General features: G+C 59.7%; 17 protein-coding genes. 6 read left to right on the top strand and 11 right to left on the bottom strand.

All coding sequences use genetic code 11. The annotated features are described in order from the left end of the window. The coding region (locus RN01_RS25280; RefSeq protein WP_039016796.1) for an RNA-guided endonuclease TnpB family protein at positions 1-897 on the top strand (897 nt) is incomplete at its 5' end. Between the two features lie 63 nt (positions 898-960). On the opposite strand, the gene RN01_RS25275 is transcribed toward RN01_RS25280, so the two are convergent. The 11 genes from RN01_RS25275 to RN01_RS25225 are packed head-to-tail and all read right to left on the bottom strand — an operon-like array spanning position 961 to position 11,488. Further along, positions 961-1,578, bottom strand: coding sequence for a DUF4400 domain-containing protein (locus RN01_RS25275; RefSeq protein WP_035882519.1), 618 nt, complete (start codon positions 1,576-1,578; stop codon positions 961-963). 1 nt (position 1,579) lies between these two features. Beyond that, positions 1,580-1,876 carry a hypothetical protein gene (locus tag RN01_RS25270; protein WP_035882518.1) on the bottom strand — a complete coding sequence of 99 codons (297 nt, stop codon included), beginning with the start codon at positions 1,874-1,876 and terminating at the stop codon, positions 1,580-1,582. Then, positions 1,851-2,357: a hypothetical protein gene (locus RN01_RS25265; RefSeq protein ID WP_035882517.1), complete on the bottom strand. Its 507-nt coding sequence runs from the start codon at positions 2,355-2,357 to the stop codon at positions 1,851-1,853. The genes RN01_RS25270 and RN01_RS25265 overlap by 26 nt, the downstream gene beginning before the upstream one ends. 8 nt (positions 2,358-2,365) lie before the next feature. Further along, a complete protein-coding gene (gene traD, locus RN01_RS25260) occupies positions 2,366-4,231 on the bottom strand; it encodes a conjugative transfer system coupling protein TraD (protein ID WP_035882516.1) in 1,866 nt (621 codons plus the stop codon). Beyond that, positions 4,228-5,460 (bottom strand): TraI domain-containing protein, encoded by a 1,233-nt coding sequence (locus tag RN01_RS25255; RefSeq protein WP_035882515.1) that lies wholly within the window; start codon positions 5,458-5,460, stop codon positions 4,228-4,230. Before RN01_RS25255 ends, traD begins: the two co-directional genes overlap by 4 nt. Next, positions 5,457-6,491, bottom strand: a complete 1,035-nt coding sequence (locus tag RN01_RS25250; RefSeq protein WP_035882514.1) for a type IV secretion system protein — start codon at positions 6,489-6,491, stop codon at positions 5,457-5,459. The genes RN01_RS25255 and RN01_RS25250 overlap by 4 nt, the downstream gene beginning before the upstream one ends. Before the next feature lie 18 nt (positions 6,492-6,509). Then, complete coding sequence (locus RN01_RS25245; protein WP_035882512.1) at positions 6,510-7,268, bottom strand: conjugal transfer protein TrbJ; 759 nt, start codon at positions 7,266-7,268, stop codon at positions 6,510-6,512. Between the two features lie 15 nt (positions 7,269-7,283). Beyond that, positions 7,284-9,746 (bottom strand): VirB4 family type IV secretion system protein, encoded by a 2,463-nt coding sequence (locus tag RN01_RS25240; protein WP_035882510.1) that lies wholly within the window; start codon positions 9,744-9,746, stop codon positions 7,284-7,286. Beyond that, positions 9,740-10,069, bottom strand: a complete 330-nt coding sequence (locus tag RN01_RS25235) for a VirB3 family type IV secretion system protein (protein ID WP_035882509.1) — start codon at positions 10,067-10,069, stop codon at positions 9,740-9,742. Before RN01_RS25235 ends, RN01_RS25240 begins: the two co-directional genes overlap by 7 nt. Before the next feature lies 1 nt (position 10,070). Next, positions 10,071-10,418, bottom strand: a complete 348-nt coding sequence (locus RN01_RS25230; RefSeq protein ID WP_035882507.1) for a TrbC/VirB2 family protein — start codon at positions 10,416-10,418, stop codon at positions 10,071-10,073. A gap of 20 nt (positions 10,419-10,438) precedes the next feature. Then, positions 10,439-11,488, bottom strand: a complete 1,050-nt coding sequence (locus tag RN01_RS25225) for a CpaF family protein (RefSeq protein WP_035882506.1) — start codon at positions 11,486-11,488, stop codon at positions 10,439-10,441. A gap of 334 nt (positions 11,489-11,822) precedes the next feature. Here RN01_RS25225 and RN01_RS25220 point away from each other — a divergent pair, with 334 nt between their 5' ends. The 5 genes from RN01_RS25220 to RN01_RS25200 are packed head-to-tail and all read left to right on the top strand — an operon-like array spanning position 11,823 to position 16,735. Further along, entirely contained in the window at positions 11,823-12,533 is a 711-nt protein-coding gene (locus tag RN01_RS25220; RefSeq protein ID WP_035882505.1) for a type IV secretion system protein, read from the top strand. A 15-nt stretch (positions 12,534-12,548) separates the two neighbouring features. Further along, complete coding sequence (locus RN01_RS25215; protein WP_035882503.1) at positions 12,549-13,448, top strand: TrbG/VirB9 family P-type conjugative transfer protein; 900 nt, start codon at positions 12,549-12,551, stop codon at positions 13,446-13,448. Beyond that, positions 13,448-14,695 (top strand): TrbI/VirB10 family protein, encoded by a 1,248-nt coding sequence (locus RN01_RS25210; protein WP_035882502.1) that lies wholly within the window; start codon positions 13,448-13,450, stop codon positions 14,693-14,695. The genes RN01_RS25215 and RN01_RS25210 overlap by 1 nt, the downstream gene beginning before the upstream one ends. Before the next feature lie 22 nt (positions 14,696-14,717). Beyond that, complete coding sequence (locus tag RN01_RS25205) at positions 14,718-15,491, top strand: lytic transglycosylase (protein ID WP_035882539.1); 774 nt, start codon at positions 14,718-14,720, stop codon at positions 15,489-15,491. Next, positions 15,488-16,735: a TrbG/VirB9 family P-type conjugative transfer protein gene (locus RN01_RS25200; RefSeq protein ID WP_035882501.1), complete on the top strand. Its 1,248-nt coding sequence runs from the start codon at positions 15,488-15,490 to the stop codon at positions 16,733-16,735. Before RN01_RS25205 ends, RN01_RS25200 begins: the two co-directional genes overlap by 4 nt. Positions 16,736-16,738 lie beyond the last annotated feature (3 nt).

The following is a 16,738-nucleotide window of genomic DNA, read 5'->3' as shown; positions in this document are numbered from 1 at the left end:
CTGACCACCGGCAGCAGCAAGGAACTTGGCATCCATTCCGGCACGGTGAACGCGACATGCGAGCAGTACGCGAAGTCGCGCAGCCAGCACCGACGGCCCTTCCTGCGCTATCGCGGTAGAAGGTCGCTTGGCTGGGTGCCCCTGAAGGGCCGCGACCTTAAACGCGAAGGCGAGGCGTTCCGCTTTGCCGGCAACACCTTCCGTGTGTTCAGCAGCCGCCCGCTGCCCGAAGGCAAGATCAAGGACAGCACCAACTTCGCGCGGGACGCCCGCGGCAACTGGTTCCTCAACATCGTGATCGAGGTTGCCGATGTGCACGCGCGTCCGATCCGAACCGGTGTGGGAATCGATCTCGGACTGAAAGACTTCGCCGCGCTTTCCACCGGAGAGAAGCTGCCCAATGACCGTTTCGGGCGACGAGCGGCCGAAAAGCTGGCGAAGGCGCAGCGGGCGCGAAAGCACAAGCGGCATATAGCCAAGCTGCATGCCAAGGCGGCCAATGCCCGCGCTGACTTCCAGCACAAGCTCGCGCTCGACCTCGTTCGACGCTTCGATTACATCGCAGTCGGCAACGTGTCGGCTTCGAAACTCGCCAAAACCAGGATGGCAAAGAGCGTCTACGACGCATCCTGGTCGTCCTTCCGGGACAAGCTCCGCTATAAGGCGATCGCGCACGGGGCCACGTTCGAGGAAGTGAACGAAAGCGGTTCTACCCAGTCCTGTTCGTCGTGCGGGTCGAAAGACAGCACGACGCGGCCGAAAGGTATCGCAGGACTGCGAATAAGAGAGTGGACTTGCAGTGTTTGCGGTGTCGTGCATGATCGTGATACCAATGCTGCGCTGAACATTCTCCGATGCGGACGTGCATCGCCAGCTGTGGGAATCTCCTTCCTCTAGGAAGGAGAGGACGTCAAATATTCTCCTTGGACGGCCATCCGGCCTTGATAGATATGCGGGCGGCTATTTGCCGACATGGAAAGACGCCGCTAGGCGCCAGCAGAGCAAGCCAACCAGACAGACGCCAAACGTCCACCAGGTGGCGAGCAGAGAAACAGGAAGTAGAAGGGCAGAGGCACCGAAGCCGAAGCACAGCATCAGCCCGTGTGCGGCGACGTGGAACGTAACGGGATTGGCGAAGCCCGCGCCGGCGGCGCGAATCTTGCGCGAGACGGAGCCATCATTGAACAGAGCAACGAAGATCACAATGGCGCCGAAAAGCCAGTGATGCGCCACCGCGGCCCGATACACCGCGCGATAGATCGTCAGCCAGAAATGTTCCATCCACCCGCGGCCAACTGCGGCGGCACCGCCATCGGACACTACGGTTTGAGAGTCTGATCCGGAGAACGACGCCTTCACGGCACCGGTCTGGATGAACCATCGATGGAAGCGTGCGTTGGCAAGAGACACGGCGATATCGGCCTTGTCCTGGCCCAACGTGCGCTCGACAGATGCCTGTTCCGCCTCCGAAATCTCAAAGGCCTTCTCGTCCTTCATGAACGGTGCAACAGTGCAGATCATCAGCGGAGCGAAGATCAGCCACAGGCGAACGTGCGATGCAAAGCGACTGTTGGCCATATCAGATCCAGCGCAAGGCGAGCAAAATGGGAAGGCTCGGGAGGGCAATCAGCCCTCCCCAGAAAACAACGGGCCTGACCACGGACACTTTGATCAGTGCACAACATGCTGCAGGCGCCCCCGTTTTGAAGGCTGCAGGCATGTGCTGTTCGCCATGAGGTGCGGCAGTCAACCACTCGTGCATTTGGAGCGCAAGCGACAACTCGACGCCACATAGCTTGGCGGCGATGCGCGCCGGCACTTGCTTCAGCAGGAGCGCCGCGCGGTGGGCGTCAGTGTGCAAAGTTTCCAGCGACATCGTAGTTCTCAAAGTAACGTGTGAAGCTGTACCCGGTCAGGACTCGGGCAGCGAGCTGAAATGCTGCGCAGCGCTGGGAGATATCACCCGGCACCGGCTCCTCGACCACTTGGCAGATGTACCCCGTTGGCTGACGCTGCTCGAAAGATGGGATGGACTCGTGGAACGGGTCCCATACGTTGTACTTCTCGCCTTTGAAAGCGGCGTAGCGCTTTACATAGAGATCGTGCGAGCGCGCGAATAGCCCCTTCATAAACGCGACGTTGGGATCGCCATGTTTGCGCGCTGCCCGCCAGGCAGTGATGGCGTCTGTGAGCATCTCCTTTACCAACGGCTCATCACGGATACGGAAATTCACACCGATGTAGTCGACCACACGCGTACAGATGTCATCGAGATCCGGCGACAGGGTAAATATTGGCGAGAGCTTCGCCGAGAGCTTGTTGTCCTTGACGATTTGTCGGAACAGGCTGCTACGCATGGATATGATCAGTCTTTGATAATTGGAATTCGACCCTGGTAGACGGCGCCTCCAGAGATCCGCAGGAAGTACTGCAGGTTCGGCAACTGCATGACGAGATCATGCGGAATGAGAGGTGCCTTCTCCAGCTGTGCGGAACGAGACACGGAGCCACTGAACTCGCCAACGTGTGCCTCGCTTCCCGTGCTGGTGCTACTTGAAACCACCAGGTTTCGGATCGCCGTTGTTCCGGCCTTCTCGGAGAACCATTGGGCCGTGTCGATGTCTTCCAAGCGTAGGACGATCTGATTGTTCAGATTTCCCAAAACCTGCTGCATTTTGGCCACGTTTCCGAGTTTGGCCGTGAAGTCGGAGCGGGTCTGATAGGCGACGAATGCCTTGAAGCCGGCACCGCGGCCCTTGTTCAGGATTTGCAGCATCTGCTCGTTGATCGCTTCGGCAGCTTCGTCGACGATCAACACGATCTCCGGTGGCACGTCGTACCAGTTGTAGATGGCCCCGGCCACCGAAGCGACGTCGGCGAGGAGCATCGACATAACGGCCTGAGCAACCATGGAGTTGGACAGAGAATCAGCGCCGACGTAGAGGATCGCCTTCTGCTTGACGACCTTCTCGATGTCCCAGATCTCGCGATCGTCATTGAAGTCGTCCGCCTTGGGCGCGAGCATGAGGCCCGTCTCGCCGGTGGCCAGCATCTGCAGCAATGGGAGGGCCGAGGCGATGATTCGCCCGTAGTGATCTCGGTCGTGCTGAAACGTCGAGATCAGGCCGTCAATGGCTTCATGCCCCTTGCCGATGTTGGCGAACCGATCAACATACAACTGCACCATGGCATCGAGGCGTGTGACTCCTGCCCTCTGGCCAGCCTGAGCGACGTAGCTGGTTACTTCCTCATCCCAATCTGCCATGCCTGCTTCAGGAAAGAAGCGCTGCAAGGCCCGCTCAAGCAAATTGTTGATGCCGTTCTGTGCGTACTGCAGGATCGACCGCAGATTCGGCTTGTCGCCGACATAGAGCTCGCCCTTCACGGAACGGTCAATGAACAGGAAGGCAAACTGGCGGAAGGGGCCTTCCTCCATCAGCTGGGCGATACGCGTTGGGATCTCCGACGGCTGCGACCAGTTCTCGAGCGGGTTTAGGCGGACGGACTGCGACGGCTTCGCCTGACTCCAATACAGGAACTTCCGGCCTGCTCGCTTGCATTCACGCTCGACTCGGTTCTTCCAGTCGCGATCGTTCTTGGGATCGATGATGATCAGAACATCGTTGGGGTTGTGAATGACCTGGGTCGAGATCAACTGGTAGGTGACCGTTTTCCCGGCGCCAGTGGTACCGCTGACCGAGGTATGACCAGCCATTGCCTTGTAGTGGAAGGGGACTGGAATCTTGAGAGATTCCATACCCCCAATCCACGACTTGCCCTGCGGCGAGCCATCCGCGACGCTGTTCGCCGGGGCGAACGCTCTCTCGATTGCCTTGACCGTATTCTTCGGCAGCCACTTCGGAAGCCCTGGAATCTCGCTCGAAGGCATGCGCAGAATGTCGTGGGCGATCTGGCAGTGCTTCTGAGTCCATTCGAAGCCAGTTCCAAGGTACATCGCGTCCTCGTCCTTGTCATTCGAGCGCAACAGTCGGCTCTCCTCCAGCAGGTCCTCAATCTTTATGAGCGTCAGCCACTTGGTGGAGATGGCCAGGCGGAACTTGAGCGCCCGCCAAACCTGTGTTGAACGGAACGCCAGAAATGCGAGGCACAGGAGAGCGAAGTACCCTGCGTTTGGCATTCCGCTTACCAGGATCAATAGGAGGGCGCATGTCCAGCCGACTACGGCGCGAAACTCGTAGATTGGGCGGAAATGGTTGATGTAGTGGTTCATTGGGACTCAACAGGAGGCGAGATCAGATCGCCGACTTCATCAACTAACAGGATGTCCTGTCCGGAGGTTTTGTAGAGATGCTTGAACTTGCGCAGGTTCTCGATCAGCGTGTCGGAGGCGATGCCATAGTTGCTGAGGATGCGTTTGCTGATGGCAACCTTTCCATCGACGCGCGTTACCTTAGCCTTGCCGGCGGCGACATCCTGGGCGAGCGCCTTGAAGAACTCGCGCATGAGATTCGAAGTGCCGGATAGCGCTTTGAACGGATCGTCCGTGTGTTCCTTCCGCAGGGACTTCGCTCCCTCGAGCTGTACAACGTTGCGCGAAGGCTCAGTTGGGTTCGGCGGCTCAGTCGTAGCGGGCGCGGTCGCCGGTGGATTCACCGCTGCTGCCTCCGGTACCCTTTGCTCCGGCACCACGGTACTTCCTTGCGTGTCAGCGGTGGCTGGTTGCCGCGCCGATGGTGCCGGCGGAGCTTCCTGCGAAGGTGCGTTAGCGGACAGCCGGTCCGCAGAAGGGGCTGGGGTGGCGTCGGGCGCAAACTCTGCTCGACGAGCTTTGACCTCGAACTGGGTCAATGCCTCAATCGCCTGCCGGACTACTTTGTGCAGCAGCGTCTCTGCACCAGACGGTCGCGAGTCCGGATTGATGGCGCCAAACAGGTCGGTGAGGACCTGGCTGTCGAGCGTGCCAAGTCGCTCGGCGCCGAGGACCTCGTTTGCGAGGAGGGCAGTCCGCATCCTTTCGAGTGGTAATGCAGTCTCGCGCCGCCTGACGTGGTAACCAGCGTCGCCAAGCCACGGCCCAAAGGCGCCGTGTGCAGCAGGCACCCACTCGGCGTTGTCACTGGCGCGAATGAATCGAAAATGCCTGCATGGCTCGTCAAGGCGCGAGCAGCACGCGGCAAGGAACAACGCGTACAAGTACTGCGGCTCGAGCGCACGCCGGCGCTCCGATGGCTGATCAGCGGCAAATTTCTGTGCACCGGAGAGGCGCATGGCGAAGTAAGCCGCTTCGACAGTCGCGCGAAATGCGCCGCCGGGCTCGGCGTGTTCGGCGGCGCGCAGTGGCATGCTGGAGAACCATGCAGCGCATCGCACCAGAACGCTCAACCACTTTTGATCGAAATCCGCTGCGCTGGCCTCGTTCGCGTACTGGCGAACGAGTGCGATGCGGCTTTCGTGAGTCGCCAGCAACTGGCTGGGGGTCAGATGGAGATGTGCCGTCATTTTCCCGCCAGCATCTTGCCAATGCCGCCTGCGGCCTTCATGCCTAGACGGGCGGCAGCACCACCACTCAAGCCGCCTCCCGAGCCGAAGATGGCACCGGCGATCTTTGGAATTTCCAGTGCCACGAGCAGCATGAAAAGAGCGACGCCGAACGCGTATGCGGCACCAGCCATGGATGCGGTACCGATGTCGGGTTGCGAGACGATCGTGGACGTGAATGCGCTTGAGACGAGCCGCGCCATGATTGCCGCGACCACGGTGTACATGGACGCGCCAATCATGAAATCGAGCCATGACATGAAGTAGCGGCGCGAGTAGTCTGAAAAGGCTAACGCGACGGCCAGCGGTCCGATGACGATGCCAACCGAGGCTTGAATCTCGCCAAGGGAAATGAAGAACGTGTACAGCAGCGCAGCCACCGCGCAAAGCAGGAACGCTAGGATAAGGATCAGGCCTGAAACGGCAACTCCGATTTTGCCGAAGGCAGATGCTGCATCCATTGCCTGGTTGAATGAATCAAGGAAGCCGGCACCAACTGAGACAAGCACGGCCGCGGGATTGCTGGCGCGTGTTCCTGCGATCTTGTCCGCGAGCAACTTGAACCAATCGAATATTCCAGGCGCGAAAGTTTCATAGCCGGCGTAGATTGACGCGAAGATCCCGAGCACTAGAACTGCGTCAAAGAAGTCAGACCACGCGGCTAAAGGGTCACTGGTCGCGGCGAACCTGATGCCTGCCAACGTTATCGTGACGATAGCCAGGCCAAATGCCACCTTATTGGTCTCAGGACGAATAGTCTGGCTGAGGGAGGTGGCACCATCAATTAAGCCGGTTCGAAAGGAATCGAATTGAGACAGCCAGCTCTTTAGCGACTCGGCTATGCTGCCCCGTGGACCCGCAAACGATGGCGGCGTGCTCGCAGCTTCTGACGCCGGCGGGCTAGCTTCAGGGTTCGACCCTTGAGCCATCGCCACTCCCGTACCAAGGAGGTAGACGGTGACCAGCAGTACGATCAGGCGGAGGAGTGGCATGGTTCGCTTGTACCCCTATCAATCAGCCTGGAGCTTGCGAGAGAACACCCGCGCGCGCAGTTGCCGCAGCTCTTCGTCCTGTGCATTCACAATCGAACGCATGGCGTCGGCGCTTTGCGTTTCCTTTGCGACAGTCTGCTGATCCTTGTCGGCATCGGCCTGAGCCTTTGCGCTCATGAGTTGGAGCAGGTCGGTGTTCTGGCTGGCAAGTACATCCAACATCTGATTTGTGGTCTGAGCAGCCGCCTGTGCGGTAGGCGAGAGCTTCAGTTGCGACTGGATCTTCTCGCGGCGCTTTGCCACAGATTGAGTGTTCTTGAAGATCTGTTCGCCAAGGCTGAACAGGTTCTTGGCAGTCTTGTCGCCATTGAGCAAGAGTGTCCGTTGATCGGCGAACCACTGTTCCTTCGTCTTGCCAGAGGCGACGACCATGCTCCCGATCTTCTTCAGGTAGTCAGAGTTGTCTGACACCGTGCCGTAGAGGTCCTTGAGCGTGCTTCCGTAGACTTCGTACTTGCCGATGTCGTCTTTGATCGAATCGAGCTGTTCGGTGATGTCGGAAACGTCCAAGCCTGTAGCCTGCAGCAACTGGTTGGCCATCATCTTGTACTGATAGACGATGTTAGTGTTCTCGTACACTTCGGACTTGAGCGACTGCAGCGCGGAGATGGTGGTTTGCACGAGACCGACCCAATCCGTTACGGGTAGGGCAGCATGTGCAGACGACGCACCGAAGACTGAGGCTGCAATTGCGATGTTGGCGATCCACTTCTTCACGTTGATTCTCCCTAGTTAGGCTGCACGAGCGAGCATCTCGCGCACATAGCGGTCCTGCCAGTCCGGCTCGCCGGAGGCGTAGTGTTTGTCGCAAATGGACTGTGCGACGCCATCCGAGCGCAGCTGCGCGACCATCTCGTCTGAGAATGCGGTCTGCAGCATGCGAGTCTGGTTGGTGCTGGAAACGATCCAGAGATAGTCGCGGTTGGGTACCGCATCTGAGATCATCTGGATCTGATCGCCAGTGAGCCCGAACTTTTCCTGGTATAGCTCGGGGCTAGTCTTTGCCTGGCTGTTCGGCAGATAGATCCAGTTGGCGATGTTTTCCTTGAGGATCTCGAAGTTCGCCACGCGAGCGATCTGTCGCAAGGATTGCGTGGCTGCCCAGATGGAGCCGTTGAGTTTCCGGATTGTCGTGATCCAGTCCTCGAAGCGCTTATAGAATCGCTCGTTCTGGAAGAAGAAGCCGCATTCCTCCACCTCAATGACGGTGTAGCGGATGCCGTCCATCGACTGGCTGATCCGGTAGAACGCGTAGTCGGTGAAGAGGGCGGCTGCACGAGGGAACTTCTGGAATAGCTCGCCGCACTCGATGCAGAGGTTGTCACTTACAGCGAAGGCATCCTCGACGTGATCGAAGAAGTGGCCGTACTGGCCGCCTACCAGCCAGATCTGGAGGCGTTCGCGCAGGTCGCTGTGCAGCATCGTTGAAAGCGAACTGAGTGTCCAACGATCGGCTGAGTAGCTCGCAAGCAGTTTCACCGCTTCGAACATGTCTTGCCGTTGCTGCGGCGAAAGCGAAAAGCTGTCATCTTCGATCGCGAGCGACAGCCATTCGGTGACATAGGTGAAGTTGCCCGGATCGGAGAGCAGCGAGAGCGGATTAACCGGCGTGCTTGCCTGGAATTTACCGGTCACGTCGATGAATGCCCCTCCACTCAAGAGGGTGGGAATGCGTGTGGATCGGTCTTTGTCGAAGCGAATCCGACGCGCCTTGTGTCGGTCGGCCTGGGATACAAGGAAGTTCAGGAAGACGGACTTGCCTGCACCAATCGGACCGATGACGAAGAGGTGGCCGTTGCCGCCCGGTTGGTGCATGTCGACGCGCTGAGGGGTGCGATGGCGTGTCGGCAGGCAAGTGAGCGGCGGTACCTCGGTACCGGTCTTCTCCGACAGCCATGCATTGCGGATCGGGCCTTCGAGCACTGACCGCACCGGCGCGATATCAGATACGGCAGGTGTCTCGACGAACTGCAAACGACGTTGCTTGTCCCAGCGCCCGGGGAGGGTGCTATTCCACGCCGGCATCAGGTTGGTTTTCTCGCGGATCGCGCCGAAGCCGGCGTTCGTCAGCGTGCCAACTACCTCGCTAACCGAGTCCTCCAGTTCCGATTCTGTATCCGCGTAGACGACAATGGAGATGTTGGCGAAGCCATGCTGGACGCCCTCTGCGGTCAGCCGTTTCAGGGCCTTGCCAGCTTCCTTGGCAAGCTCCTCGCGTCCTTCATCGTTCTCGTTTTCCTCTTTCGCCAAATACTGCTTGACCATCGATCGGAGGTTGACGGCAGCCATCTTGTAGAAGCGCCGTACTTTCTCGATGTAGGCCGTGGCGCGCGCGGTATCAAGGAAGCGGAACATGATGCAGACATCCAGCTCCGCGTCCACCTGCAGTAGCTTGTCGAGCGCAGCTTCCTGGAAGCTCATCCATTCCTTCACCGCGACGATTGCTGCGTAGCGCTTGCCGTGGGCCGACTCGAACAGCAGGCGCTCTGCGCCCACGGTGATTTCGGATTCACTCAGATGGGTGTCGAGCAGCGTGACCGGAAACCGGATGCGCCGCTTGGGCACGCTCGGGTTCGCAATCTGATGCAGCGCCTCGTAGCTTTCCTGCATCGCAAGGCGGGTCGGCTTGATGCGCGGAACACCACCCGTGAATGCATCGAGCATGGCCTCGAAGCGGCGCGTGTCGGAGCGGATCTGCTCCATGTCGAACGCAAATGCGCTGCGGGACAACACAGTGTCCTTGGCTGCTTCGATGATGGCGCCATAGACCTTCTTGCCGCCGACCGTCATGTGATAGCCGATCTTCTCAAAGAACTTGGCCACACCGCTCTCGGGTGTGTAGGCGATGCTGAGCGAGTGCGTGTTCCGGAAGTAACGCCCTGTGGTCATGTGAGCCTGATTCAGGGCGTTGAGGCGGGCGTCCGTGCCATTGCTGAATTCGCCGTCGACATAGCCCTTCGTGCGCCTGTGTGCGAGGCGCCACCATGCGGTGATGCGATTGTCGAACGACCGACAGACCTGGTCGAGTTGGTCACGTGCGGTTGTAATGTCGCTTGCGTCCGCACTGTCAGCATCCACGCCGCAGAACTCGTAGTTGGCGAGCAACGAGCCATCCTTGTTCAGGATGAGTTCAGGGGTGATCGAGGTGAGCCACGGTGCGATCTCAGCCAGTGGACGTCGCTTGAGTTTCAGCATGGCAGGTCGCTGTCAAAGCCATAGGGACGACGGAAAACGGAGTGGGCTTTTCCGTGCCACGGAAGTGATTCGTAGAGATCGCCGTACTGGTTGTAGAGGTTCAGAATCTGGTTCCACCACGGATCTCGACTTGTCAGCCAGGCCAGTAGCGCATGAACGCTCAGCCCCAATGCGAAGAACGACACTGGGATCTGCCAGCCGCTACGGTAGGTGACGTAGATCAGCAGTGCTGTAATCGTGCCGTTGGCGATGGCCAGGGTTCTCACCGCGCCGGCAATCAGGCGCGGCATGGACAAGCCTCTGCTCACGTGGTGTTTGCGCATGTCAGAAGCCTGTGCAGGACGCGACGATATTCAGCGTCTTCAGGATCGACGGCGCAGCAGCGGCAAGACCGATACCGACGCAAGCGCCAGAAATGAACTTGGAAAGCGAGGATTCCGCATTGGCGTAAGCAATCGCACCGAGGACGATCACAACAAGCCCCAGGACGAAGAGATACTTGGTGTTGATGAAGGTCGCCAGGCCGCAGATGAAGTTGCCCAAGTTGCCGAGAAACGAATCGTCGGCGGCCGCCGCGGACGTGGCGACAGCCATCATGCCGATCAGCAGCATGGCGGAAGGCGCGTACTTGCGAGCGGTAGCGCGTACGCGCGGGTTGATCGCGAGGTGCATGTCGAGAATGACTCCGTTGGTTAAAAGACGCGTTTGATGTCGTAGTCGTTGTCGCGGAAGCCTTTTATTTCAATGATTTCCGAGACGTGACGCATTTCGCCGGTTCGCTTCATGTGCACCACGTAGTGGATGCAGTCGGCAATAAGCTTGCGCATGTCATCGAGCTTCCAGCCCGAGCCGGGCGGGATGCCGAGTAGGGCCATGCTTTCAAGGCGAGAGAGAGCAGAGCGCGCGCTGCTCGCATGTAGAGATGCCATGCCGCCGTCGTGACCGGTATTGAGTGCCTGCAGCATGTCGAAGGCCTCGCCGAACCGAACCTCGCCAACGAAGATGCGGTCGGGGCGGAAGCGGAGGGCCAGTGCGACAAGGTGCTGGGTGGTGACGCCCTTGTCCTTGTTGGAAAGCAACCGCACCTGATTCGGTACGGACAGCTTCAGTTCCATCGTGTCCTCAATCGTTAGCACACGATCATCGGCGGGAACTTTGCCCGCCAACGCGTTGAGGAAAGTGGTCTTTCCTGAGGACGTCCCGCCGGCGACGATGACGTTCTTACGGCGGATCATCAGTTGCTCGAGGGCGCGAGCAAGGGCCTCGTCTTCTTCACCACCAAGGAAGATGGGTTCCTCTTCTTGGGTCGTGGCATTGCGCAACGAAAAGGCGCCGGCTTGCGCGTAGTCCGCCAGGGAGAGGTTGGTTTCCCGGTGTCTCCGGATGCTCAGTGCGTGGCCATCAATTGCAGTCGGTTGCATGACCGCAGCAATCCGCAGACCTTTGTGGCCGGCGTTGATGATGCCTTGCTCGGTGCCCCGCACTGCAGACTTCTCGACGGAGGACGCGAGCGAGCGAACGGCGCCTTCGACCTTGAACGGATCAAGTACCACGTCCAGCTTTGTAAGGACGCCGCGACGTTCTACCCAAATGCTGTCGTGCCGGTTGATCATGACTTCCGCAACGTCCGCCGCATGAATGACGTCGTGCAGCGGCGAGAGCGACTCGAAGAACATCGAGACAGCGCTTTCTGCCAGCTGTGTGAGCTGCAAGAGAGGATGGTTACTGGACGAGGATTCCATGCCCGATATTGTTGGCGGGCACGCTGCGCGACGGTGGGGCGAAAGCTATGGCATTTGTCGTAGCTTTCTCAGGTTCCGCAAACAATAGAGCGAGTGCGGCGACTCATTGGGACGTTCGCGGTCTGAGCACGCTCAATAGGAAATCCCGGAAAGCTCACAGTTTCGTGTCGCCTTTCCGGCGACTGCACTGTGGGTCTACGAGATCCACGTTTCGGCATCGCAATCACCTACTTCGGCGATTTCTCAGAAAGCTCCGCAAAATCACCTGTCTTTCGCAAGCAAGTCGGAGTGGGTTCACTGATTCAATAGGCGCATCTCAGAGAACTGCCGCAGCATGCGCCTCTTTCCGAAATCCTCCTCCGACAAAGCCAATCCCCTGACCGTTGCGCCAGGGATGTACGGCAATGAAAGTCCCGAACAAGCGATCTTCGATCGGACGACGCGTATCAGCGTTGACCGCAATCACTGGAAGCTCGCAACGCTGGGCTTGGGGATCGTGGCGGTCGCAGCCATCATGACGCGGGAGCCACCACCCTCAGTGGTGAAGGTCGTTGGTGTTTCCGCAGATGCGACCGGCAAGCCGATTACGCGTGAGTTGGATGCCTTCAAGCCGGATGAGCGCCAGGTGCAAGTCGCGCTCAAGGATCTCGTGCAACGCTGGTTCACGATCGAGCCCGTCCTGACGTCCCAAATCGAATCTTCGCGTATGGCCGCGAACCTGCGCTCGGTGCGCGAACAGATGCTCGGCTCGGCCAAAGGCCAGTTCAACGCTTGGGTGGATGAGGACGAGCCGTTCCGCCAGGTGATGTCGTCGCCGAATCTCACACGCGAGATCAAGTTCCTGAATATCGCCAGTTTGCCGGATAGCACCGTGGTCGCGGAGTTCGTGACCACAACGAGCGAGGATGGCTACAAGCCGCGCAAGCAGCGCTATGCCATCACGTTCCGCTATCAGGTCAAGCCAGTGGACAAGGAAGCCATGCTCGGCACCAATCCTTTTGGCGTGTTCCCCATCTTCTTCAGCATTCAGAAATCCGCGGCCTGATCCGCGCAATCGCCCATGGAAGCCCGTACCCCCTCCCGGTTTGTCCCGCTGGCTATCGCTCTCGGTTTCGCATTCGTGCTCTCCGCGCCGGATGGCCAAGCTGCGGACAAGAGTGCACGCCGTTCAGGCGCAGGCATTTCCAGCCTGGGTATCGGTGACCTAAGCGACGCCATGAATCCCGCCAACCCGTTCAACGGCGGCGTGGACCCGATTGCGCTGCCGGGGGATTCCCGCTTGGTGGTGTTCACCTACAGTCGAGACCAGATCTTCCGCGTCCTGAGTGCACCGCTCAAGGTGACGACAATCGAGTTTCCGGATGACGAACAGATCTTAGGCGATCCCGCATGGGGTGAAAACGTGCGCTGGGACTACGACACGGACGGCGCGAATCATCTTTACGTGAAGCCGCAGGCCGCTGGCTTGGTCAATACGCTGTCAGTCAATACCAACAAGCGCAGCTACGAGTTCACCCTCGTCTCCTCCCCGTTGGGCGGCATCTTCTACCAGAAGGTACGGTTCCGTATCCCGACCTCGATCTCTGCGAAGGTCAAAGCCCGCAACGATGGCGTTGCTGTCACGGAACAGGACGGCGGTAACGGGCCGGCAGCGCGCAATCTCGATGCCGTAGCGGTCTCTCCGGACAAACTCAATTTTGATTACACGATCTCGGGCAGCGCGTCGTTCAAACCGGAGACTGTGTTCGACGACGGCAAGGCGTTGTGGATTCCCATTCCTCAAGGCGCCGACTGGCCCGTTCCCCTGATCAAGGATGGGAGCGACTATGTCGTCGTGAACAGCATTCGCCGTGGCAATTACCTGGTCGTGCAGCGCCTCGCTGATACGTTTGCTTTGCGATCCGGCAGCGATGAAGTGAAGATCGAACGCGGCCGACGCCGCATTCTGGGACTCTTCTGATGCGACGTGCAAAGAAGGACCAGGGCGTCACGGACGTGAGCGAAGCGCAGCAGCGTACGGTCAAGGGAAAGCTCCCGCGCAACGTCGTGTTCGCGATGGGCGGAATTGCTGCCGTGGCTGTCGGTGTACTTGGCTACTACTACCAGACGATCTCGGAAGAGCAGATCGATGCAAAGGCCGAGCAGGCGAGGGCCGAGCAGGTCAAGCAGCGCTCCGGCAGTGTCGACAATAACCAGGGCCTGGAGCAGGCCATCCGTGAACAGGCGGAGAAGGCGAGGGAAGAGGCGGAGAGGCAGAAGCGGGGCTCTGTTAAGCAGGATACGGGCAAGGCACAGCTCATGACCGCCGGGGATCTCAACGTCGGGGCAAATACAACGTCATCCGTGCCGGACGCGAAAAAGAACAAGGAGGACGACCTGTTCACCGCGCCTGTGTTTAAGGGCGGTACGCGCAAGTCCCAGCTTAGCCAACCCAAGCAAGTGGCGGGGATGGTAGACGTTACTGACCCCGCCCAGATGCGTGCGATGCAGCAGGCAGTGGCCGCAAGGGCGGCCGCGGCGAACGCCGCTGGCCAGAACCCGGATGGTGCGGCGGTACAGCCGGTCTCGGCCGACAGCCAGTTTCTGCGGGACGCCACGGCGACGAAGACCCTGCGTACGGGCTTCGACGGGAAGCTGCCCAAGTGCACGCTTAGCCGTGGCTTCAACATTCCGGCGATCTTCGCTGGCGGCCTGAACTCCGACAAGCCGGGCGAATTCCGCGCGAGCGTCTCCCAAGACGTCTACGACACGGTGAATGGCACATGCAAGGTGATACCCGCTGGCAGCACGCTCGTGGGCACGTATAGCGCCAACGTTACCGTTGGGCAGGAGCGCATTCTTACGGCCTTCGTGCGCATGCAATTGCCGAATGGCAAGACAGTGCCGCTAATGGGGATGCAAGGCGCAGACCCGAATGGCTACTCGGGTATCAGCGGTGACGTCAACAATCACTTCCTGAAGATTTTCAGTAGCGCGTTGATCGTCGGTGCGCTGACGCTGACCTTCAATGACTCGAAGACGGCAACGACGGTGGGTCCGGCGGGCCTGGTCACATACGGAAACGCTGCTGGTCAAATCGCTGCGCAGACAGCGCAGACGATGTTGAACCGCAACCAGAACATCCGCCCGACGATTACGACCGAGCCGGGGCAGAAGATGATGGTTCAGGTCCAGCATGACATCGTCTTGGAGCCGTACCGTGACTAAGCAAACAGCCAATGCGCTGCTGATGGCTGCCGCGCTCACGGTGGGTGCCGCTCAGGCTGCAACGATCGAGGCCGCCATCAGCCCCAACGCAATCGTTGTGCGTGCCGACGGCCAGGTTCGGGTGCATACGATTCCGGGTAAGCCGGTGCTGTATTGCGGACTGGACGCCTTTCTCGGATGGTCCGCCCGGCTTCTGGGCGCGCAGATCGAGCCGGGAGCCGAGGCAGGTCCTGTCGTCACGCTCCATGGGGAGGCTTTCGCGATCGCAGCGCTCTTCGTGCGCGAAGGCTGGCTCCGCCCCCAAGCCCTGACCGATGCTGCTCAAGAGGCTATTGCTGAACGCCGCGGCGGGTGGGCCTGCGCCCCGAAAACCGAGCCGTTCGCCCAAATGGGCGGTCGCGTGGATCCGAAAATCACCGCTGGCATTGCCATGAATGAGTCGGCGTACCGTGGCCGTCCCTGGCCATGGACTCTCAATGTCGCAGGGCGCGGCATGTTCTTCGCTACGCGCGAGGACGCTTACATGGCAATTAAGCGCTTGCTGGCCAGTGATCGTTGCGATTTTGACGTTGGCCTTATGCAGGTGAACTGGTGCTTCCACGGCAAACGCTTTGCGTCAGCGTGGGAGGCACTTGCGCCGGTGACCAACATCCGCGTTGCGGAAGACATTCTGGCCGAGAACCTTCAGCGCAGCGGGTCTGCAATGAAGGCCGTGGCTTGGTACCACAGCGCCAACCCGGAGCGTGGTGGGCCGTACTTCTCCCGTTTCATGAAACACGTCGCGCAATTCCAATGATCAGGCCGCTACTCCTCTCCGCACTTGTGCTGATGGCAGGCCATGCCGCCGCGGCCGATACCGACCCGCTTGATTTCGACTACCAAGTGGTTGCGCGTGCGGCCGACCGGCCCGCGATGGTCTTCAATGACGGGCAGTCGACCTATATTCAGCCGCGTCATGGACAGGTCGTGCAGGCCGATGGGGCCATCCAAAATGGTCCGTACTGGGTGATCGACGGCGTGCCCGATGTGGTTCGGTATTCCGTCAACGGACAGCCGGTGATGGCCCGCTGGAAGCGCGCGAACGGCTTCACTTCTGAGCCGGCTAACCCAGCTGGCGACATGCCGCGCAGCCTTGCTGCGATCTCGGGTCGCCTCGCGCTCATTGGAAGCTATTCGGATGTGCCGCTGGTCCGCCCCGGTCGCTCGTCATTGCCGCTGGCCCAGATGGTGAAGGCCATTGCCCCGTCAGGCTGGAGCGGCACGGCGCAAAAGGAGATTCCGCTGACGGATGACGTTGGCCTGGACGCCCGTGAAGGGGAGAACTGGCTGCAGGCGCTTGCCCGTGTCCTCGAACAGCGAAACCTGTACGCGGAAGTCGACTTCACACGCCGAAACATTGCATTGCGTGCAATGCCACCAAAGGCATTTGCAGTCGAGCCCGAGAAGCGGCCAGCTTTGGATGGCACGCTTTCCGTCTCGACACCCGCAAGTGCAGCCACGGCGGCCGACACAGCCGTGCCGACGGGCACAACGCTGCCAGAAACTCTCAGCCTGGCCTCCGCGTTCAACGCTCTGGCAATCCGCGACGCCAAGAACGGGCGCATCGAGGTGCGCTTTGACGATGAGCCGAAGGAGCTGGAGATCCGTGATGGCGCCGGTGAAAAGCTGCGCACTAGATGGGATGGCGGCGAAAAGGTGCTGTCCTTCCCGACAGCGGACCGCTTTACGGTGATGGGTGGCGGCAAGCGCGTCGAAGTAGCCCGGGTACCCGGGATCAACTTCCTGTTTCCGATTGAGAACGATGCCGGCCTGGAGCGAGTCTTCGAAAAGGATGGCGCCACGTATCTGAGCTTTGCCAAGTCTATGGCGAGCATCTCTGTATTTGGCGAGCATCACCAAGGCAGCGGCGAGCAGAAAGACCGCTATTACAAGTTCAACGGAGTCTCCGATCACCTAACCGTGATTGCAGACGGAAACGTTGTACGCGTTGATCGACTTCCCGAAGTCCGGTTCTACGAGCGCGCCGAGGGTGCGCAATGAGCG

This window comes from Cupriavidus sp. SHE, assembly GCF_000812445.1.
Lineage (GTDB): Bacteria > Pseudomonadota > Gammaproteobacteria > Burkholderiales > Burkholderiaceae > Cupriavidus > Cupriavidus metallidurans.
The sequence above is the reverse complement of the archived record's forward strand: the minus strand, read 5'-3'. Positions and strand labels throughout refer to the sequence as shown.